We start from the raw sequence: 20,915 nt of genomic DNA on the forward strand, positions 1-20,915 counted from the left end.
GCGTAACCCGATGAAAAATGGTGGAAACCTCATTTTGCAGATGGGGGTTCCCCAGCAGTCGATCCACCCGCTTTATTTTGTTTTTAACCGATGCAGTTCCAGTCAAATGACGTCCGATACTGGTAAGCGTAAGGGATGCGCCATTTATTACAGCACTGGTTGCGTCAATCAGTGCTTTTTGACGGTAAAGATGCAGGGGCTTCAGTATATTCTTAAGAAATTTTCGGCATAATGAACGCGCAGGCATAGTGGTGATTTCCTTGAAATTGTTAGCACAATCAATTAGATCACATCACACTATGCCTGTCCCATTTTTCTGGGGATTCCTCAGGAGTTCTCCCCTCGTTCCCCACCCGCAAGCACTTACTAACTGAATAACGAATAAACGGCCCCACAAATAGCCATTGTAAATGTATGATTTATTGATCCGTCAGACATTTCCTTTCTGGCCTGAGCGGTATATTTCTCGTTTACCCACATGACAAGGAGCACACCATGTCTTATACCGAACAGCACTGTCAATCCTGCGGAATACCGCTCTCCGCGCCGGAGGCTCGCGGCACCAGCGACAAATATTGCACATACTGCACCGACAGCGAAGGCAATCTGAAATCCTGGGATGATGCCGTTTCCGGCCTCGCAGAATACCTCGATTCGTGGCAGAAAGTGGGCAACGAAGAAGCGCGTAAACGTGCCATCCGCTATCTGACATCAATGCCTGCATGGGCAGACAGAGCCTGAAGCTATTAGCCTGACGGCTTCAATTCGGAGTGAAAAACAGCAGTACCAGCCCCGACAGCGCAAACAGGCCAAACGCCAGCGCAACCCCGGCCTGTGCGTAGAGCAAGCCCAATATTACTGCGCCAGCCACCTGCCCTACAGCCAGCATAAAAAACACCATGCCGACCCCGGAAGCCGGGGTCGCGGGGGTAGCTTCTGCGCCACACACCAGCAGCACGCCGGAAAGCGTGATATAGCCAGCCCCACAGAGCGCCACCGCCGGGATTAACCACCAGGAAAATGTGTGGCTGAACGCCATTAACAACAACGGTGCGGCCATAAACACCAGCGCCAGCCGGTAGACCTGACGCATACCGATATAACGCGCAATCGGCCCGGTGAAAGCGCCCAAAATGCCCGCCGCGCCGCAAACACACCACAGAATGCTGATAAGCGAATCCGCCACCGCCATCTGCTGGCGCAACACTTGCGGGCCAAAACTCCACCACGCGGCGCTCATCATCCCGCTCAACAAAGCAATCAGCGCAAGACGGACAACCCCGCGCGAGAAAAGTGTTCCCTTATGCGCCTGCGTCTGCGGCTGTGCGCCGCGCGGTAAATAGCTCTGCACTGGCCACAGGCACAGCAGTGCAATAACTGCGAACACGAGGCACGCAATTCGCCACGGCAGAAACGACAAAAGCGGTACAGAAAGGATGATCCCTGCCCCGGTTCCGGCGTTAATCAAGGTATTCACCTGCGTTTGCCGTGATGCGCTCACGCAACGACTGACTGCGGCCGCCAGCGAAGGCGACGAAAACCCGGCGCTGCTCCCGGCAATAAACAATCCGACACCCAGCATCACCGGAGAAGCGGCTGCGGCAATCAGCAACAAACCAAGCGCGGCACTCAGCGCAGAAATCGCCGAGGGGAATCGCGGCCCATAGCGCTTATTCAACGTGGCGGCTGCGCTTATCGACAGACAATAAGCCGCGAAACTACAGGCCGAAAGGATCCCGGCAAGGCGCGAGTTGAAAGGAATATCCTGCGCCACGGCGGGCATCATCAGTCCCCATGAGAAACGGGCGAGGCCATAAGAAACGGCGATCAGCGCAAAACCGATGATGCCAGTCTTCATCGTTTCGCCTCCTCGCTGGCCATCAGGATCGCCGCCGCTTTTCCGGCATCGTAAGCCGCCTGCGGCCCCCGAATTAACGCCGCGGTAATCGCCCCTTCAAACAGCATCCAGACGGCATCTGCCAGCGCGCTATGTCTCACGCTCGTGGCGATGTAATCCCGCAGCGCATAGCGAAAACCCAGCGCCAGTGCGCATAGCTGTATGTTTTCCTGCGCGTACTCGCCCCAGGCTTTCAGGAAAAAGCATCCGCCCGCACCGTAGCCCGCCATCCATTCCCCGAGCACAGCAAAAAGTTTTTCCACCGCCTGTGGGTGATCGGGCGCGTAGAGATCAGCGAAAAAACGTTGCTGGCGGGCTTCCATTACCGCTGCGGTTAATTGCTCTCGCGAAGGGAAATGGCGGTACAGCGTGCGCGTTGAAACCCCGGCTTCCTCGCAAATACGATCGGTGCTGGTGGCGTGAAAGCCATTGTTGTAAAACAGCCGCTCAGCGGCCTGAATGATATCTTGTCGTTTTTTCATTATTAAAAAGTAAACCGATCGTTTTACTTTCGCCAACGCGTATAAAAAAGTAAAAATAAAACACATTAAAATTCAATAAGTAATGCGGATAAATATTTTCATCGCTAAAAACTAACTTGCAATTAAATCGCACGCTATTTAAAGTCCGTCCCAGACACAAACACAACCGCGCTTTCCCAACCATTTAAGTAGCGCGCGATATAATCGCAAAGGAGATAAGAATGTCCCGTTCATTACTGATTGCCATGAGTTTAACCGCCGCCAGCGTATCCACTGCCTGGGCCGCCGATGCGCCCACGCCGACTGTAGGTGTCGCGAAATTCCTTTCTGCGTTGAACAGCAGCGGCGGAAAACCTATCGAACAACTCTCGGTGCCGGATGCTCGCCAGGTGCTGATCGGCGCGCAGAAAGGCGCCAAACTGCCTGCGGCAGACGTAACCGAAAAAATCATCACCGTGAACGGTAAACCACTGACACTGACCATCGTCAAACCACAGGGCGCAACCGGTACACTGCCGGTGTTTATGTTCTTCCACGGCGGCGGTTGGGTGCTGGGTGATTATCCAACCCATGAACGTTTTGTCCGCGATCTGGTGAACGAATCCGGCGCTGCCGCCGTGTTTGTCAATTACACACCGTCACCGGAAGCACACTTCCCGGTCGCCATTAATCAGGCGTATGAAGCCACGCGCTGGGTCGCCGAGCATGGCAAAGAGATTGGCGTGGATGGTTCTCGTCTGGCGCTGGCGGGCAACAGCGTCGGCGGTAATATGGTGGCAGCGGTAGCGCTTCAGGCCAAAGAGCACCACGCACCGGCGATTCGCTACCAGGTGATGTTCTGGCCGGTCACCGACGCACGCTTTGATACCGGTTCCTATAACCAGTTCCCGAACGGTTATTTCCTGAGCAAAAACATGATGAAATGGTTCTGGGATAACTATACCACCAAAGAGAGCGATCGCCGCAATATTCTGGCTTCACCGCTGGAAGCAAGCAGCGAGCAACTAAAAGGCTTGCCGCCTACGCTTATCCAGACCGCAGAGCTTGATGTGCTGCGCGATGAAGGGGAAGCCTTCGGCCGCAAACTGGATGCCGCTGGCGTGCCAGTTACCGTCACCCGCTATAACGGCATGATCCACGACTACGGTCTGCTGAATGCCCTGAGCGAAGAGCCAACCGTTCGCACCGCGCTCTCCCAGGCAGCGAATGAACTGCGCGTCCACCTGAAATAAGCGCACCCCGGAACCCACACTATGCGGTGGGTTCCTTCGTTTTGAGCAAATTCGCCTCGTCATATGCAGCCTGCGCCGCTAACACCGCATCCATATTATTTTCCACCCAGTGCGCCAGCACCGAGACAGTTTCCGTCAGCGTGCGCCCCAGCGGCGTCAGGCTGTACTCCACCGACACCGGCGCGGTATAAAACACTTTACGGGCGATGATACCGTCGCGCTCCAGCTTGCGCAGCGTCTGGGTTAAGACCTTTTGCGTGATCATGCGGATATCCCGTTTCAGGCCATTAAACCGCATCGGCCCATTTTCCAGACGCGCCAGCACCAGCAAGGCCCATTTGTCCGCCAGCCTTGCCAGCATATCGCGCGTTGGGCAGCGGTTATCATAAATGTCGTAAGGAATGGACGGCTTAATCATAACGACAAATTCTCGTAGTAGGTTTCCTTGAGGAAACGTAGTGCCCTTTGGGTGCCTTCTTCCGCAACCGGAGCGGGATGTGTATAACTCAAAGCCTAAGTTTCTATTTGATACTAAGGTGCCAGAAATGGCAAAAGTTCTCCTGCGAAATAGAAAGGAATAAAGGATGATTAGTCGGCTGAACTACGCATTTCTCAGTCTTACCACGCACCCGGAGTTTGGCAAGCTGTTGCTGCGTCTGACATTTGGCGTGCTGATGCTGTTCCACGGCGTAGCCAAAGTGCAGCATGGTATAGGCTGGATTTCCGGGATGCTGATCGCGCAGGGTTTACCAGGTTTTATCGCTTACGGTGTGTTTGTTGGCGAAATTATTACGCCGGTACTGATTATTATTGGCCTGTTCACGCGCCAGGCAGCATTTATTTATGCATTTAATATTCTGGTTGCCACCTTACTGGTCGGCATGGGGAAATTCTTTACCCTGACCAACGTCGGCGCGTGGGGTCTGGAAAATGAAGCTCTCTATTTCCTCGGCGGATTAAGCATTATGTTTCTGGGCGCAGGGAAATACACCCTGTTTGCCGGAAAAGAAAAATGATCGCGGTCGTGCAAATTCTTTTGCACGTTATCTCTCTTCGATAGGGGAAAAAAATGTCTATTGTTGTGATCTATTATTCTGGTTACGGGCACACTAAAGCGGTTGCTGAGAAAGTCGCCGAAGGTGCAAATGCAACGCTGATCGCTGTGGATAATAACGGTGATATTCAGGAAAGCGACTGGCAATTACTGAATGACGCCAAAGCCATTATTTTTGGTGCCCCAACCTATATGGGCGGCGTGCCATGGCAGTTTAAGAAATTCGCCGATGCCAGCTCCAAAGCCTGGTTTACCCGCGCCTGGCAGGACAAAGTATTTGCTGGCTTCAGCAACAGCGCCAGCCTGAATGGTGACAAACAAGTTTCGCTGCAATACCTGCAAACGCTGGCATCACAGCATGGCGGCATCTGGGTGAGCCTGGGGCTGCTGCCAGCGAACACGCTTGCTGCAACCCGCGAAGATATCAACAACCTCGGCGGTTCTGTTGGCCTGCTGGTGCAATCACCATCCGATGCCGGTGCTGATAAAATCGCATCCGGCGACCTGGATACCGCAGTGAAATTCGGCCAGCGCGTGGCCGATGTAGCGCGCCGTTTTAATTAAGTTGTATGTCAGAGCCGGGGAAACCCGGCCTTTTTATTTCGCACTTCAGAGCGAAAGATTTCCAACACCATCCTGAAAAATATCCCTCCCTCGCTGCGGATAGACACTACACTTCCCGCTTATAATCGATGAAAGTTGATTATCCGTTACCGTATTCGCCCCATATTCAAAATAGATAGAAATTAAAGATAACCCGTTCTATTTTAATAGCTCGTTAGTTAAGAAAATGGAGTATTTGTCCCATGGAAAAGGAAGGCACGCTGCGTTTACTAACACCTGGCGAAGTTCGAATGTCCAGAGCCGTGTTCGGCGACACGATTGAATACTATAAAGTTTGGGTACACTAAGGCAGTTACTTTCCATTTGGATTTCAGCCGAAGAATGCGGGTATGGCTCCAAATGGAGAACTCTATTTCCGGACATGGTATACCCATGATTTTTCGCAGTCAGACCTCTCTCATCGCCATATATTCATTCATGAGATGTGCCATGTCTGGCAGCGAGGCAGAGGAATGAACGTACGACTAAATGGGCTGATAAGCGGCCTGGTTAGCTATCGCTATGCGCTTGATGGTCGTCCTTTAAGGCGATATCCAATGGAGCAACAGGCACAGATTATTACTGATTGGTACATTCTAAATACTCACGGTTATATAGCATGGTGCACACTCAAAGAACGAGGCAACATTACTCTTGATGGTGATACAACAGAAAGTGTCATCAGATCCCAATACCAAAAAACACTGCAAAATTTCCCATGGCGCTGATAATGAAAAACAGAAACTTTTTTTTATTCTTACTTCCATGCTTATTTACATTAACAGGCTGCCCCGGACAGGGCGACAGATTGCAAGCCGATGAACTTACAACAGTACAAAAATCAGGAAATAATATCTGTTTTCTGGTGCCTGATGCGGGTGAATATCAACCGACCATACTGTCAATTGGTCAACGTGATAAACCAGCAGAAAAAATGTGGCAGGGTGGTAATCCCGATTTGAAAGTAGAGGATAGCCAATTGTGTATTACCCCTACGCTATATACTTTTCCTGAACAAGGCCAATTTGTTATCCGCTACGTCCTGAAATCCAGCCAACAGAACATGCCTGTGAGAAGTGTAGTAGCCGCGATTGAGGTATCTAAAACCGGTGTGCGTAGCCTCCCGCTTCAGAGCAATGAAGGTGTCAGACCATATCAATAATGATGGTTCGGTTACGTACCGTTATTTAACGGTGAGTTATGCGGGGCGTTACCGGGATAACGTTTATGCTCCGGCGGTGGTTATGAAGGGGTTATGGCTGGAGGCGGCGGGTAAATCGATCACAGTCTGAAAGCTACGCTCCCGGTTCTGGCCGGGAGCGCGTAATTCCGGGATACACAACAAAATTAACGATCTGGTCGGAAGGTTTTTTACTTCGCCGATAATGTGTGGCTCTTCAAAACCAAAACCATCGGCGAGGCAATACTCTCTTTCCCATGTGCGAAAGCTTGCTGAACACGGCTTACTGGTGTCCCCACTTTTCGCAAAACGTTTCTATATTTTCATCCTGAAAATCGGCCAGCCGTTCGATGATGGTCTCCAGCGGCCACTCCCACCAGGCGATCTGTTGTAACTGTTGTCCAATATGCGGTGAGAAGCGTAAACGAATAACCTTTGCCGGAACGCCGCCAACGATGGTGTAAGGTTCCACATCTTTACTGACCACGGCACCCGCCGCAATAACAGCGCCGTCTCCGATTATCACGCCGGGCAGCACAATAGCAGCATGCCCGATCCAGACATCATTACCGATAATGACGCGCGCGCCACGCCGGTGAGTGAAAAAGTCGTGATCGCGTACCGCGCTGGCGGAATAGTACTCCGGGCAATAGGTGATTCGGTGCTGGGATGGCCGCCCCATAGGATGATTGGGCGCGCCAATACGCACATTATTGGCAATGGCGACAAATTTCCCTATCTCAGCATCGGCAACGGTGCAATATTCCCCAATATAGGAAAAATCACCTAACATACTGTATTCCATCAAGCTATTGGCCAGCACTTCACATTGCTGCCCTATTTTGCATTCGCGCATACGAACGCCAGGATCGATCCAGGTTTCTGCTAATTTGGTATGTTTCATCGTGATTCCCTCTTCTCAGAAGCGCTACTGTATTACGCTTCTGTGTAGGGCAAATGACGCCACGGCTGCCCGGTGTGATAAGCCGCAGCAAGCTCACCGTAGTAGGTGTGCTTTAAGCTGTGCCCTCACTTATCAGGAGGGCACTTTTTTAATGGGCTGCGTGTCAGAAGGATTCCCAGTCAGCCCCATTGCCTGTTGACGTTGCAGGCCTCAGGTTAACCTTGCCGCGAGCCGCTGGTGTCTGTTTCGGCTTCGCGGTTTCTGAGTTCAGTTTGAACACGGAAACCAGTTGAGTGAGCTGTTCTGCCTGTTGTTCTAGTGATAATGACGCCGCAGACGACTACTGAACCAACGCCGCATTCTGCTGGGTTGTTGAATCCAGCTCCGTTACTGCTTTACCAATCTGATCAATACCTCTGCTCTGCTCCTCCGAGGCGCTTGAAATTTCATTCATGATCCCACTCACGTTGGTGACGGAGGATACAATCTGCTCCATGGTCGAACCGGCTTTATTTGCCATCTCTGAACCAGTCATCACGCGTTGCACGGACTCTTTTATCAGCCCTTCGATCTCCCTGGCGGCGTTAGCGCTGCGTTGGGCCAGGCTTCTTACTTCGCCCGCCACTACTGCGAACCCGCGCCCCTGTTCACCGGCGCGTGCCGCCTCAACAGCCGCGTTAAGCGCAAGAATATTGGTCTGGAAAGAAATACCATTTATTACGCTGATAATATCCGTGATCTTGTTTGAGCTTTCAGCGATGGTTTCCATCGTGCTGACGACATCCCAGACAATTTTGCCACCGGAACGCGCATGCTCTGCCGCCACCCCAGCAAGCTGGCTGGCTTCACGCGCATTGTCAGCATTGCGCTTAACCGTTGAGGTCAACTCTTCCATGCTTGCCGCCGTTTCAACCACCGCAGCCGACTGTTCTTCCGTACGGGAAGCCAGGTCAATATTGCCTGCCGAAATATCCGATGAGGCATTTGCCACATGCATTACCGACTCTTTAATTTGCGTGATCATGTCGCGCAGTCTATCGTTCATCACGCCCATAGCCAGTGTCAGGCGGCCCAGTTCATCCGTTGATTGTGGCTCAATGATGGCAGTCAGGTCACCACCAGCAATACGTTCTGCCAGCGTCAAATTGTGTTTTATCTGGCGCGTCATCTGCCGGGTAAGCAACCAGGCGACCAGTAAACCCGTCAGCACGGCACAAACGGCAACAATGCTCATAATTATCATTACACGCTGAATAATATCGATATTTTTCTGGGTCTGGCCTGTCACCAAATCGGCAGTGATGGTATTGATTTTTTCTGCGACGCCGGTGAGATCTGTAGCGGCTTTCTGCGATTCATTCAGAGCATTAGCATAGTAGGCGACGTTATTCTGCATAGCGTTAAGAAATGCCTGAGCCATCTCTTTATCTTCCGCATTAAGACTCAGATTTTCTGCGTGGATGCTCTTTGACACGGCATCAGATTGTGTCTTAAAAGCATCTATCCCCTGCTTACCCGCAGATGACTGGATTTCATAAGCAGCTATCCAGATATTGTTGAGGCGATTGAGTAACGCTATTTCATCTTTTGACGTATTTTCCTGCTGCTCGAAGCGGGTACTGAATTTATCCAGCAGGGTTTTCAGCTCGGGTGATGTCAATCTCTGCGCTTTCTCGACAGTCACTTGTTCCAGTTTAACGAACGTGTCGCGGTGGCTGGCATAGTCAGGAATAGTACTGCGCAATTCTTCAAACAAAACGCGGGCATCGCTGTCCCAGGTAAAGTCCAGCCCAGCAATTGCTTTTTGATCCATCTTTTCAATGGCGGTTTTATTCGCCTGGAGTGATTTATCATCATGGTTTAATTGATAAGTCAAACGGCTACGTCGCGCAGTATTAAGTTCCGTGCTAATTTCATTGATTAATGCTCCCTTTAAGGCATGGTCACGGATATTGCCAGATTGTTGTATGCTGATAAGTGAGGACAGCACAATAATGACGATTAAAACCGCGAACCCGCCAAACAGCTTGGCAGCCACAGGCAGGTTTTTTATTGACGGTAACAGCTTTGACATGGAGGTATCCTCAGTAATCTTTCTTAATTTTCGGAAGATGGTTTCATTTTTACTTCGTCTCTGATTACAAGTTTATTCACTTCTTTTTGAGGACTCAGGAGACGTTGGCTATCCACTTACTTATCGTCAGTTGCGCAATTTCTTTTAATAAAAAAAATGAAAAAAGAGACCTACAGAAAATATCCCCAAACAAATAAAGAACGTTGCAAAAAAAATAATGCGGATAAGGCCACATATTGCTCGTTTATCGTGGTAATAATGATCCCGCAAAGTTATTTCTGCCCTGACAGCCATCGCTGTGGCGTAAAATATCAATAAATCTTCACTATCTGAGCAATATTATAGTTTGGCCAATTAGTCATGTTATTAATTATCATTTCGCACTATTAGTGATATCTGTTTCCGATAATATGCTGACCTGCTTCACTATTTATTCTGCCAGTACATACCTCAGGCTTGATTTTCAGGGTGCACGCGTGCTGGTGACGGCAGGCACCAAAGGCGTTGGTAAAGCGGTCGTCGGGGTACTAAAACAACGGGGCGCAAGAGTGTTAACTACTGCGCGCCACGCTCCTGCGGAGTGTAGTGCAGACATCTTCGTAGCGGCAGATCTGACCACCGCCGAAGGGTGTGCTTCAGTAGCGCAAGCCGTTCAGGCGCAGATGGGCGGTGTCGACGCCATTATCCATGTGGTTGGCGGTAATGAGTGGCAAATAGCGCAGCTCGCCCGCCATGCCGCAATGTCCCGATCCGCTTTTTTTGCCGCTTTCAACGAGACTGTCGGTATGCCGCCTGGGCAATATCTTCTCTTCTGGCGCATGTCGTTAGCGAAAAAAGCGCTGGTGAGCAGCAAAGAGAAAATCGAACAGATTGCCTTTCACATCGGATATCAATCAGCGAGCGCCTTTAACGTAGCCTTCACGCAATATGTGGGCGTTCCACCGGGCGTTTTCAGGCGCCAGAATGAGGCCGCTCAAACACATACGCCTGCCTTGAACGAGGCGCGGGCTCTTCCATAAGCCTGCGCCTCGTGATACGTTTTTGACGCCGTGTTACTGCATGGCTCTTAGCGACGAATCCAGCGATTTTTGCATTTGCCAGTTGGGCGCCAGATGCAGTTACTTATGTATCTTTACCGTTTATCATTGTTTTCTCCTTAAGTGACATGAACGGGCAGTGCCCAGCCCAAAAATCATGAGAGCACCTGATATCACAAACCTCCGTCGAGTGTTTATTCAGCTCCACTCCAGACCATATCCTCTGGGGAACGCCACCGTACCCGTATTCGTCTCCACATCGTAGTCATGCCAGGTATTGATCGGCAGTTTTCCCTGTGGTGGACGCTTATTCGTCAGAATCTCTGCCAGTGATATCATCGAGAGGCCACGCCAAACCCCGCTGTCATACCCATAATAGGAATAGGCGGCTACGGCTGCGTCAACGTCGTCGGCATAGTTAACGATGTCGTAAGGAGCGCGAAGCGATAGATGTATCCGTTTTTTCCCCTGTTCCGCTGCATAGCGTAACCAGACAAGATAATGGTTATCAGGGGAAGTATTTGGTATACCTCCGGGGGAGACGCCATCTTCTTCTACTGGAGAGTAACGGGTTGACAGTGTTCCGAGCAGAAATACGTCACAGGCAGCAATATATTCTCTGACCTGTTTATCCGTCAGGTCTGCTTCCTTAGCAGCCATAACATTCATATAGCCATCCTGGGACATAACCGCAGCAATACCTTTCGCCTGCTCGCCCCATGGGGTCAGAATAAAATAATGCTGGTTTTTATCCGTCAGCGGCAAGGTGGATTGTCTGTTAATCACAACGGTAATCGATCTGTCTGCAATCTTTTTTTCCAGTTCCGGACGGAGAAAATAAACAGGGGTATTGTCGACCATATAATGCAGGCGGAATCGCTGCGCCGCGTTGTCGGTAGACGGGTGCCTGCTTTCTACATGGAGTATGTTGCCATTATTGATTTTCGCATCTGTAACATCAACCACTCGCCCCCTTTCCCTGTGGTTTGAAATTATATAGTCCCCACCACACTGTAATTCGATATTCCAGAAGTGCTCCTTTTTGTTTTCATTAGGATGCATAAACAATTGTTTTCCGCCGGGAACATTCCATGCCAGGATCTTCTCTTTTTTATGGTCAAACATCTGATAAATATATACAGGTGGTTTGTTTGGATCTTGCTCTGTATTTCTCGAGTAAATATAAAACTGTTGACGCTCGCCATTATCATGTTCCCAGACAATGACATTATTATCATTGTCTGTTGTTGATATTGATTTAGTAGAGCACAGAGAAGTAGTGACGAAACATTTATTGTCCTGCATCATATCGATGCGAAATATCTGCGCTTTTTTTACCGGATCGTTATTACTTTTTTCTTTCGTCACCTTTATGTTTGTACCATAGTTGGCATAGTAATTATGTACATCCCAGACCATTGAAGGATCTTTAAGGTTGCGAATAATGAATTCATTATCACCGACTCGGTCAAAGGTCCACAGGTTTTTAGGTTGATTCCAGTCATCTGAAAAATTAACAGATAAATTGCCTGCTCTGTCTGTCTCATCCCAGGTAACTGGCCCTGTCATACTGATACTATAGCCATGATGTTCTGCGCTATATTTTATGGCAAACCGCAGATCGTTCGAAGAGATTTGAGCAAGAGGATCTCTGAGTTTTATTTTTGCACAACCATTCAAGAGTTCATTCTGGTCAAATCCAACTCCCAACTCAGGATTTAAAACAGGCCTGATTAAATAAAGAGAACGATCTTTACCAACATCACCATAAAGGGAATAGTTTTTCTTCAGGCGCAAGATCCGTTCTACAGAAGTATTAATATCCGTTTCACTGATGATGCCTTGCCTGATTTTTTCAACTATACCCTGAACCAACACCGGTAGTTGATTCGCCTGAGAAGGCGATGAAATACTGACTGGCATCAGAGCGATATCAACCCCGGCAGTAAATACCCGCTCAATAGCGTCGTCTCGATCAAAATTATCTGTGATAGCCCCCATATCCAGTGCGTCAGAAATCGTTACGCCGGTAAAGCCCAGCTCAGCACGCAGGATATGAGTCTGGATTTCCCGCGACATGGTCGCAGGCACCGTAATTTTCATTCCATTACGGGTAATTACCTGGCTGTTATCCAGTGCCGGATACTGAATATGAGCGGTCATAATCATATCCGGTGCAACATGACTATCAATGGCATGTTTATAAGGTGCAATATCGATGGCGAAAGCATCTTTTCTGGAGCGATCAACACAAGGCAGACCAGTGTGTGAATCGGTGGACGTACTGCCGTGTCCCGGAAAATGTTTGTAAGCAGTGATCAGATTTTGTTGCCTCATCCCTGCTGCCATTTTTTCCGCCAGTAGGGAAACAGTGCTTACATCATCGCTGAACGAACGTACATTAATTACCGGATTGAAAGGGTTAGTATTGACATCCACGACCGGCGCAAAATTAGTGTTGATATGCAGGGAAAGCATATCCTGTGCCATCTGAGCACCCTGTTCGTAGGCTAGCTGAATATCAGCGCCCCCTTCGATGGCGGCAGAGAGCGCCATATTACCTGGAAACGAAGCGTAATCACCGCGCGGCAGGCGGAAAACATTGCCGCCTTCGTTATCCGTTCCAATAAACAAACGAATATCGCCACAGGTTTTCATGGCGGCGTACCATGCCGTCAGCGTTTTAATCTGTAACTTATCTTTAAGATTATTGGCGAACAGGATCACGCCACCGATGTGGTTATCCGTGATCAATCTGCCAATGGTTTCATCAGGAACGGTCATATCCTTATTGCTGCTTCCGTTCTGGTCCCAGTAGCGAAAATCCAGCATGATTTTTTGCCCGACTTTCTCTTCCAGCGTCATATTTTTTACTATCTGATTGATATCCATAGTAAATCTCCTTTTAAAAGTACTCGTTAATGACAGGAGAAAAGATATACCCACAAGCTCAAGACATCCTGTCATTTTGTTTGTGACAGTCATAGGACAACGGCTGCTGGTTCATTTAGTCAATGAAGAATAAACAAAAGGGAAAATAAATGAATTTATCGCCATCATATGAGGGAAAACGGACATTGCTTACGATAAAAACCACAATAATGACACGCAAAAGCGCGCTGGGATTTTGTCTTTTTGCGGTAGAGATAATGGCCGTAGCGCCCTCTATCAGAATCAGCGGTTGTCTGGCCGGCGCTATCGGTTACTCAATGTTTAATTGCTCAGTAAGTTCCAGCGGGAATCCTTAAACGAAGGTGATGTTGCTATGAAACGCAGAAAGCGGTTCATCATGCTATCAATACCGCGCAGGATGAAAGGCGCTAAGCGGGCAATAAGTGCCCGCCTCTGCGCCCTGCTTGTTTCCCTTCACCGTCAATGGTGTTCACTCAGTGCGGCAATATCCTGTGGGGTAGTCCGGCAGCATCCGCCAATCAGTCTTGCGCCAGCCTCTAACCACTGGGGCAAATATGCCGCTAAGGATGCGCAGGTATCGCCGTGCGCATGCCACACCTTGGTGACTGCGTCGTAAGTTTCCCCAGAGTTAGGATAGACAACCAACGGCAGCGCACTGAGGCTTTGCAGATGTTTGAGCGCGGCGGTTGTTTTGTTCAGCGCAATACAGTTAATGCCCAGCGCCACGATTTGGGGGGAGGCAGACAGCGCATCCACCACCTGAACCAGCGGCGTGCCATCGCTCAAGTGTTTGTCGTCACGCAAGGTAAATGAAAACCACGCCCGCGCATCTGGATATTCGGACAACAGGTCAGCCAGTGCTTTTATTTCCGCGAAGGAAGGTAACGTTTCGCAGGCCAGCAGATCGGCGCCTGCATTGAGCAACGCTTCAATCCGCGGGCGATGAAATAGCTGAAACTCCTCGTGGCTGCGCACATAGTCGCCGCGATACTCAGAGCCATCGGCCAGATAAGCGCCGTATGGTCCAACAGAGCCAGCCACCAGCAGCGTACCGGCCTCAGGGTTTTCTGCGCGATAAATTTCACTCGCCTCTTTTGCCAGTTTCACACTCTGTTCAATCAGCGCTTTTGACTGCGCCTCCGTCAGCCCACGTGCCGCAAAGCCTGCGGGCGTAGCCTGGTAACTGGCGGTAATGGCTATCTGTGCACCCGCGCGGAAGTAATCCAGATGCACGTCCCGAATGCGTTGTGGATTTTCCATTAATACCCTGGCGGACCAGAGATTATCGGCAAGGTTGCATCCGCGTGCTTCCAGTTCGGTGGCCAGTGCACCATCAAGTACGGCAAAGGGATGACTTTCAAGCAGCGCGGTAAGAGGGTTAATCTGCGGCATAGTCAGCCTCCTTCAATTTTGTTTTGTGGGTGAGAAAATAGACACCGTAGCAAAGGGCGACAAACGGCAGGCCGCAATAGAGCGCAATACGCTGCTCCGGATCGAACGCCAGCCCGATGCAGGCCATCAGACACAGTACGAATCCAAGTACGGGAACCAGCGGATACCAGGGTGCCCGATATTGCAACGACGACGACGGCTTGCCTGACTGTAAGTGGCGGCGGCGAAAGACAAAGTGGGACGCGCAGATGCTAAGCCATACGGCCACGACGGCAAAGCCAGAAATGGCGCTGAGGGCAACGAACACCGTATCAGGAGCAATCACGCTGGATAACAGCGCCAACAGGCCACCGAGCATCGAGACAGAAAGGGCTATCAACGGCACGCCTTGCTTATTAACGCGGGCAAAACAGCCCGGCAACGTTTTTTCGTTTGCCAGCGACCATAGCATGCGGCCCGAGGCATAAAGCCCGGAATTCGCCGCAGAAAGGATAGCGGTCAGAATGACGAAGTTAAAAATATCCGCCGCATATGGAATGCCTATTTTTTCAAAGACCAGCACAAACGGGCTCTTCTCAACCCCTGCCACATTCGCCGGTATCAGCGCGGCAAGGACAAAAACGGTGCCGATAAAAAACAGGATTAACCGGGCAATCGTGGCGCGGATCGCTACCGGAATAGCCTGATGCGGGTTTTCCGTTTCGCCCGCCGCAATACCGATAAGCTCAGTACCGGAAAAAGCAAAATTGACCGCCACCATGGTCATCAGAATGGGCAAACCGCCATATGGAAACCAGCCCTCACTGGTGAGGTTAGAAAGCCCCGGCGAAGGTGAACCATCCTTCATCGGGATAAACCCGGAAATCACCCCGCAACCGAGGATGATAAAGATGATGATGGTCGCGACTTTAACAAGCGAGAACCAGAACTCCCCTTCAGCAAAGAAACGCGTTGAAATCGCGTTAAGGCAAAAAATCACCACACAAAACAGAGCGCTCCATAGCCAGACCGGAACATGCGGGAACCAGTACTGCATACAGAACCCGGCGGCAGTAAAGCTCGATCCCAGAGCGACCGTCCAGGTGAGCCAGTATAGCCATGCCACGGTATACCCTGTCGCCGGGCCAATATAGCGCGCCGCGTAGACATGAAAAGCACCTGTGACTGGCATCGCCACGGAAAGCTCACCAAGACACTGCATAACCAGCCAGACGACCAGCGCCCCAATCAAATACGCCAGCAGTGTCCCCGCCGCGCCGGTGGTAGAGATGATGTATCCGGTATTAAAAAATAACCCTGTACCAATGACGCCGCCTAATGACAGCATGATCAAATGGCGGGTTTTCATGGTGCGCTTAAGCTCTCCATTTTCTTGTTGTTCGTGCATATCACCTTCTATACGTATAGATGTCTAAATGTCCATGCCAGAGTTCTTTATAACTTTATTGTTAACAAAAGGCCAGCATTAGACTGACATCTTCACGGTCGGGAACGTAAATGAACAAGAAATATGCAAAAAGTTGTTACCAACGGTGCAAAACTGGGTCTTCCGCAACTTGGGTGGGAGAAAATCAATGAAACTTTTTAGTTAACAAGGATCTAAGCTGTTTTAAGTTATGGACAACTCTATGCCTTCACTTAAGACGCTTTTGCAGTTGCCTTGCGGGTGGCAATCCAGCCGACAAGTTGTTAGTTCTGATGGGATACCCCTCCATCTTCGTGCCACGCGTAAAACTGCACTATGTCCTGAATGCCTTAAGCGCAGCAAATCGGTTCATAGTTGTCGGCGGCGCCGAATACAGCATCGACCTTGTTCAGGCCAGACAATGTGGCTGGTATTCGCCGTCCGCCACTGGTACTGCCGTAACCCATCCTGTTCACGCAAAATTTTTGCCGAGTCGCTGGCTCCTTTCGCCAGTTCACGGCAGCAGTCTTCACAGGCGTTACAAAATTTACAGTGTCAGCCAGGATTAATCGCCGGAGGTGAGTCTGGAAGACGGGCGGCAACGGCAGCAGGTTTCCGTAGCAGTGCAGATACTCTTCTTCGCAGGGTGATAAATACCGGTCAGGCGCTGGCTCCAATCAGGTACATTCCCTGAAATGTTGACCCGCCCCCGGAAACCTGGTCTTCTGGATCCCTGGCGTGGGTGGCTGGAGGAACAGAGTGAAAGCGGTAATCACAATGGCAGCCAGATATGGAGGGAAATGGTGGCAAAAGGGTTCACCGGTAGCGAAACCACCGTCAGGGATGAGGTTGCCAGATGGCGTAAAGGTGGGAGCGCACCTGTTACTACGCCAGCCCGTCTTCCATCAGCTTCGCGTGTGAGCCGTTGGTTGATGCCCTGGAGGATAATAAGAGGGGAAGAAAGTTATGCCTCCCGCTTCATCGGGCTGATGTGTGAAAAAGAGCCACAGCTGAAAATAGCACAGCAACTTGCACTGGACTTCTACCGGATCCTGAAAACGAAAAACAAGCCACAACTAAGCAGGTGGTTCAGTCATGTCAGCGAAAGCGGCCCGGTTGAGCTTCAACGTGTTGCAGCCGGGATGGAGGCTGATGCAGCAGCAATATGTGAAGCCATTACCAGCAAATGGAGTAACGGCGTAGTCGAGGGACATGTGAATCGCCTGAAAATGCTGAACAGAGACGCGCTACCTTGAAAGGTGGTTCTGTGGCATTGATCACCGCGAGACCAACAGTCATTGAGGGGTTTTCAAAAGGATACCTAAAAGAAAGGCTTTGGTTCGGGTTTCATCTGCTACGTTCGCCATCCGTGCAATCGCCTTACTGAAGGGGTTGAGGCAGGCGGTAAGGCGTTGCCGCTTTTCTCTCCGTCGGGATAGCCTCTTGAGCATTTTGCTACTTCCGTATTGCTGGTACAAGGTTGGGTAGAGCGGATGATTTTATTGCTGTCTCTATGCGAGGACGGCAAACCTACTCAGACTCGTCTTTTACTATCTTCCCGTTTTCTCTCATGCGATATATGCCGCCACTGGCAATGAATGAAATTCCCATATTTCGGCTGTGATTTACCGAAAAAACCCTGTTTTTATCGATACAGTTTAGTGGTGGCGGCATATCATCAAAGCATAATCGGTCGTAGCCATCCGTTTCTTTGTAGCCATCGCCGAATAGCCAGAATATCACAGTAAAATCACCATCTTTTTCTGGTTGGGGGACGTCATATTTTTCTTTCAACATATTCTTGTTCTTCAGCCACCAGCTTATTTTACCTTTATCAGTAAATGGGAAGTTTCTTACCAGTACATCACTGGAATTGCCATCTTGATGTACTGCAACAATTTCTACTGGACGTAGAAATAACCAGAAGCAGTAGCCGAAAATCCCTATCGCAACCAACAAAAGGGCACGAAGCGTTTTCTTACTTTTTGCTTTCATTGCACTTTCCCGTAATTTCTATTGTGGCTTCCATATTGGTCATGAACGGTTTAAAGCCAAACTGATTGTACCGCTGGAGAACAAACCAGATACGGAAGAAATGAAACTGGCTGAATGTTTTTTTCACTATATCCTCACTGTCGAGGCCAAAGTGATCCTGTACCCTGTAATGCACCACTGCCCGGTATCGATCTTTTTCGATATGTAGTGATTTTATAGTGACATGTGTTGCCCAGGTATCATGAACGGTAATACCCATGCCATTAAAATTATCCTGCAACCTGTTAAATTTTGGTAACCTGCCTTTAAGTATTGCCTTGCGTAATTCATCTTTTTTATCCGCAGGGTAAATATTATTTAACCAGCCAATATTGCCCCCAATAGCCTCTTTTAAAAGAAGCCTGGTACTGTTCTCTGTCGAATTATCTCTGAGAATGTGCTCCCTTAAAGCCCTGTCCAACGCCATATCACGAAACGGCGTGCCGTTACCGTTCTGCATGTGGGTGATCATCTTTTCGATCAGATGGCGGTACGGCCCGTAAAAGGAAAATTTGCGGGATAATGAGCGGAACTCGTCAAACAACATTGCGGCGCACTGCTGGCGGGTAATCTTTTCACCCTGGCCACGCAGATTACAGCAGAACATGGACTGAGGACGATCCATTGAAGAACGCCGGGTTAGGGTGTAAGGATCTACCCGGTCAGAAATATAATCCAGTCGGTACCGGGATTTTAACTGTGCTTCGGTCAGATCGCCGCAGCACATATCTTTAGCGCTGTAATCGTCCATCCAATTTTGGGTTCTAAAAATTGCGCAGGGAAATTGTAGTGCGGTCATTGCGATACATTCCTTGTGTAATCGTCCGTTGAAGTCTTCACAAGAAATAATACGTGGTGAAAGGCCAGAGTGTAAACGCTGTACAGCCCCTGCTCTTAATTTTTTACCGATTCCGGGCAGGGGCACAGTGGACGCTTTACGCTCTCAGGCCATCATCAAAATGCCAGGTGGCATCTTTAATATTTCCGGGGATCTCCTGCACTATGTCTTTCGCATCGGTGGCCTGCGTCTGGATCTCAATGTTGTCGATCCGCACGTCTGTACGCTGTGAAACCTGCCGGGATGAATTGTTGATAGCGTTGCTGGTCATATTCGAGTTGCAGGAAGGTGGCGACGCAGCGACAAATTCGTCGGGAACGAATTTGCCCAACCGAAGGTTGGCCAGTATCTTTCGCTGATTAAAGATACGTCGATTGTCAGCATGATCGGCATGTCGGAATTGATGCACCAGGGCCAGGCCATTGTCGATCGCATCGGCTAGCCTGTGGTGATTTACGACCTGGTCGCCCTGCTCTACTTCGTTGTCTGCTTTCCGCTTTCCCGTTGGGTTCAATATCATCAAACCAGGAGCCAGTTATCATGAGCAAATCCGCCATTACGCTGAGCCGGATTACCAAATCCTTTGGCTCAACCCAGGTGCTGAAAGAGATCAGCCTTGATGTTTCGCCCGGCGAAGTGCTGGTGCTGATTGGCGCATCCGGCTCCGGCAAAAGTACTGTGTTACGCATCATGAGTGGGCTGGAAACCGCATTCTGAGTGACACATGGGTTTGTCGTAACAGCGCGAGATGTCGCGCTGTTTTTACCATAAGTGTTCGAATGAACCTCGCTCATCCGCTCTTTTAACTGTCACGGCGTCCAGGCTGAAAAGACACTATTCTGGCCAGTACGATTCAGCTTTGACTTTTAATAAATGGCGTAAACGCTGAGCTTCCTTTTGCGGCGGGCAACCAAAAAAGCGGCTAAATTCTCTGCTAAATTGTGTCGGACTGATGTAGCCAACCCGAAAAGAGGCCTCACTGGCAGTGACATTTCGCTTTACCATTAAAAAACGCGCCTGGTGCAGTCTGATGGAAATCAGATACTGTTTTGGTGTAGTACCGGTGAATACCCTGAAATGGCGATGAAATGAAGGGGAACTCATTCCGGCCTCTTTAGCCAACATATCAACCTCAATATGATCCATAAACCGGGTATGCATCGTGCGGATAGCGGCGGCAATTTGCCTGAAATGCCCCTTTCCGGAGAGCGCCGCTCTGATTGCGGCGCCCTGTGTATCAATCAGCACACGATAATAAAGTTCTTTCAGAATACCCGGCCCCAGAATTCTGCTTTGCTCTTCATCAGAAAGCACCATCAACAGACGATAAACCGTATCGGCCAGTTCTTCTCCCAGCGGGGTGGAAAACAGGATCCCTGCCTTCTCATTCCCTCTTCCGTCGCCGTCTCCCATTTCAATAAGTAATTCGGCAATCGTGGCGACATCAAGCGATACAGACATCGCCAGAAGAGGCTGTTGCTGGCTGGCCGTTGTCTGGCTGGTGAACGGAAGAGGCGCCGAGACAACCAGATAATGCCCCGGATCGTAGGTAAATTCCTCTCCGCCCATCAACCCGGTTTTCTTTCCTTGCAAAACAATAACAATGCAGGGTTCATAAAGGACGGGCGTATGGGGCATCGACTCATTGACCCGCAATAGTTTTATCTCCTTCATACGGGTGCGCGTGTAGCCTTCATCAGGAGCCAGCGCCAGCAAAGCAGGGATCATTTTTTGTGTAAGGCTTGAGGTAATTCCGGGCACTGCGCCTCCCGAATATATGAAAGGATAAATTTCCCCGCATTTAGCAGGTCAAAAAAAACCATTCTGACAGAAAAAGATAATCTTTCTACAGTAACCCTCATTGTTGCAT

The 20,915-nt window shown here is 49.8% G+C and carries 18 protein-coding genes and 5 pseudogenes; 11 read left to right on the plus strand and 12 right to left on the minus strand.

Annotated features, from left to right (window positions below; translation table 11 throughout):
• Positions 1-247, minus strand: a pseudogene (locus GA0061070_RS21220) (IS4-like element ISEc60 family transposase); the annotation flags it as partial.
• 248 nt (positions 248-495) lie between these two features.
• Between GA0061070_RS21220 and GA0061070_RS21225 the strand changes: the two are divergent.
• A complete protein-coding gene (locus GA0061070_RS21225; protein WP_090138191.1) occupies positions 496-741 on the plus strand; it encodes a zinc ribbon domain-containing protein in 246 nt (81 codons plus the stop codon).
• 19 nt (positions 742-760) lie between these two features.
• Here the strand turns inward: GA0061070_RS21225 and GA0061070_RS21230 are convergent, their stop codons facing one another.
• Positions 761-1,858: an MFS transporter gene (locus GA0061070_RS21230; protein ID WP_090138194.1), complete on the minus strand. Its 1,098-nt coding sequence runs from the start codon at positions 1,856-1,858 to the stop codon at positions 761-763.
• Positions 1,855-2,379, minus strand: coding sequence for a TetR/AcrR family transcriptional regulator (locus GA0061070_RS21235; protein ID WP_090138234.1), 525 nt, complete (start codon positions 2,377-2,379; stop codon positions 1,855-1,857). Before GA0061070_RS21235 ends, GA0061070_RS21230 begins: the two co-directional genes overlap by 4 nt.
• Before the next feature lie 221 nt (positions 2,380-2,600).
• Between GA0061070_RS21235 and GA0061070_RS21240 the strand changes: the two genes are divergently transcribed.
• On the plus strand, positions 2,601-3,611 hold the full coding sequence (locus GA0061070_RS21240) for an alpha/beta hydrolase (protein ID WP_090138196.1): 1,011 nt from the start codon (positions 2,601-2,603) through the stop codon (positions 3,609-3,611).
• Positions 3,612-3,630: 19 nt separating this feature from the next.
• On the opposite strand, the gene GA0061070_RS21245 is transcribed toward GA0061070_RS21240, so the two are convergent.
• Complete coding sequence (locus GA0061070_RS21245) at positions 3,631-4,029, minus strand: winged helix-turn-helix transcriptional regulator (RefSeq protein WP_090138198.1); 399 nt, start codon at positions 4,027-4,029, stop codon at positions 3,631-3,633.
• A 166-nt stretch (positions 4,030-4,195) separates the two neighbouring features.
• Between GA0061070_RS21245 and GA0061070_RS21250 the strand changes: the two genes are divergently transcribed.
• The 4 genes from GA0061070_RS21250 (at position 4,196) to GA0061070_RS21265 (ending at position 6,430) form a co-directional block, all read left to right on the plus strand.
• Entirely contained in the window at positions 4,196-4,627 is a 432-nt protein-coding gene (locus GA0061070_RS21250) for a DoxX family protein (protein ID WP_090138201.1), read from the plus strand.
• 53 nt (positions 4,628-4,680) lie between these two features.
• On the plus strand, positions 4,681-5,229 hold the full coding sequence (locus tag GA0061070_RS21255) for a flavodoxin family protein (RefSeq protein ID WP_074774600.1): 549 nt from the start codon (positions 4,681-4,683) through the stop codon (positions 5,227-5,229).
• 512 nt (positions 5,230-5,741) lie between these two features.
• Positions 5,742-5,996, plus strand: coding sequence for a hypothetical protein (locus GA0061070_RS25890; protein ID WP_341844412.1), 255 nt, complete (start codon positions 5,742-5,744; stop codon positions 5,994-5,996).
• Between the two features lie 2 nt (positions 5,997-5,998).
• The gene (locus GA0061070_RS21265) at positions 5,999-6,430 is read left to right on the plus strand and encodes a putative T6SS immunity periplasmic lipoprotein (RefSeq protein WP_090138203.1); all 432 of its coding nucleotides are present in this window, start codon (positions 5,999-6,001) and stop codon (positions 6,428-6,430) included.
• Between the two features lie 301 nt (positions 6,431-6,731).
• Here GA0061070_RS21265 and GA0061070_RS21270 read toward each other — a convergent pair whose 3' ends face one another.
• Positions 6,732-7,352 (minus strand): DapH/DapD/GlmU-related protein, encoded by a 621-nt coding sequence (locus GA0061070_RS21270; RefSeq protein WP_090138205.1) that lies wholly within the window; start codon positions 7,350-7,352, stop codon positions 6,732-6,734.
• 163 nt (positions 7,353-7,515) lie between these two features.
• Positions 7,516-9,426 (minus strand): annotated as a pseudogene (locus tag GA0061070_RS21275) (methyl-accepting chemotaxis protein).
• A gap of 410 nt (positions 9,427-9,836) precedes the next feature.
• On the opposite strand from GA0061070_RS21275, the gene GA0061070_RS25655 reads away from it, so the two are divergent.
• Positions 9,837-10,445 carry an SDR family NAD(P)-dependent oxidoreductase gene (locus GA0061070_RS25655; RefSeq protein ID WP_090138207.1) on the plus strand — a complete coding sequence of 203 codons (609 nt, stop codon included), beginning with the start codon at positions 9,837-9,839 and terminating at the stop codon, positions 10,443-10,445.
• A gap of 216 nt (positions 10,446-10,661) precedes the next feature.
• On the opposite strand, the gene GA0061070_RS25660 is transcribed toward GA0061070_RS25655, so the two are convergent.
• The 3 genes from GA0061070_RS25660 to mmuP all read right to left on the minus strand — a co-directional run bounded on the left by GA0061070_RS25660 (position 10,662) and on the right by mmuP (position 16,155).
• On the minus strand, positions 10,662-13,355 hold the full coding sequence (locus GA0061070_RS25660; RefSeq protein WP_244153182.1) for a glycoside hydrolase family 3 N-terminal domain-containing protein: 2,694 nt from the start codon (positions 13,353-13,355) through the stop codon (positions 10,662-10,664).
• Between the two features lie 480 nt (positions 13,356-13,835).
• Positions 13,836-14,768, minus strand: coding sequence for a homocysteine S-methyltransferase (mmuM, locus tag GA0061070_RS21295; protein ID WP_090138209.1), 933 nt, complete (start codon positions 14,766-14,768; stop codon positions 13,836-13,838).
• Complete coding sequence (gene mmuP, locus GA0061070_RS21300; protein WP_090138211.1) at positions 14,755-16,155, minus strand: S-methylmethionine permease; 1,401 nt, start codon at positions 16,153-16,155, stop codon at positions 14,755-14,757. The genes mmuM and mmuP overlap by 14 nt, the downstream gene beginning before the upstream one ends.
• A gap of 229 nt (positions 16,156-16,384) precedes the next feature.
• On the opposite strand from mmuP, the pseudogene GA0061070_RS21305 reads away from it, so the two are divergent.
• Positions 16,385-17,429: pseudogene (locus tag GA0061070_RS21305) on the plus strand (transposase).
• Positions 17,430-17,703: 274 nt separating this feature from the next.
• Here GA0061070_RS21305 and GA0061070_RS21310 read toward each other — a convergent pair.
• Both GA0061070_RS21310 and GA0061070_RS21315 read right to left on the minus strand, forming a co-directional pair.
• Positions 17,704-18,168: a DUF943 family protein gene (locus tag GA0061070_RS21310; RefSeq protein WP_090138213.1), complete on the minus strand. Its 465-nt coding sequence runs from the start codon at positions 18,166-18,168 to the stop codon at positions 17,704-17,706.
• The gene (locus GA0061070_RS21315) at positions 18,152-19,006 is read right to left on the minus strand and encodes a YPO3983 family protein (protein ID WP_090138215.1); all 855 of its coding nucleotides are present in this window, start codon (positions 19,004-19,006) and stop codon (positions 18,152-18,154) included. The genes GA0061070_RS21310 and GA0061070_RS21315 overlap by 17 nt, the downstream gene beginning before the upstream one ends.
• 127 nt (positions 19,007-19,133) lie before the next feature.
• Between GA0061070_RS21315 and GA0061070_RS25665 the strand changes: the two genes are divergently transcribed.
• The 3 genes and pseudogenes from GA0061070_RS25665 to GA0061070_RS25825 form a co-directional block, all read left to right on the plus strand.
• Positions 19,134-19,277, plus strand: coding sequence for a hypothetical protein (locus tag GA0061070_RS25665; protein WP_167353607.1), 144 nt, complete (start codon positions 19,134-19,136; stop codon positions 19,275-19,277).
• Between the two features lie 99 nt (positions 19,278-19,376).
• A pseudogene (locus tag GA0061070_RS25670) lies at positions 19,377-19,589 on the plus strand (amino acid ABC transporter permease); the annotation flags it as partial.
• Positions 19,586-19,756: pseudogene (locus GA0061070_RS25825) on the plus strand (ATP-binding cassette domain-containing protein); the annotation flags it as partial. The pseudogenes GA0061070_RS25670 and GA0061070_RS25825, both read left to right, overlap by 4 nt.
• A gap of 123 nt (positions 19,757-19,879) precedes the next feature.
• On the opposite strand, the gene GA0061070_RS21330 reads toward GA0061070_RS25825, so the two are convergent.
• Positions 19,880-20,806 carry an AraC family transcriptional regulator gene (locus tag GA0061070_RS21330; protein ID WP_244153183.1) on the minus strand — a complete coding sequence of 309 codons (927 nt, stop codon included), beginning with the start codon at positions 20,804-20,806 and terminating at the stop codon, positions 19,880-19,882.
• Positions 20,807-20,915: the final 109 nt, after the last annotated feature.

The sequence above is a fragment of the Kosakonia oryziphila genome, from assembly GCF_900094795.1.
In the GTDB taxonomy this organism is placed as follows: domain Bacteria; phylum Pseudomonadota; class Gammaproteobacteria; order Enterobacterales; family Enterobacteriaceae; genus Kosakonia; species Kosakonia oryziphila.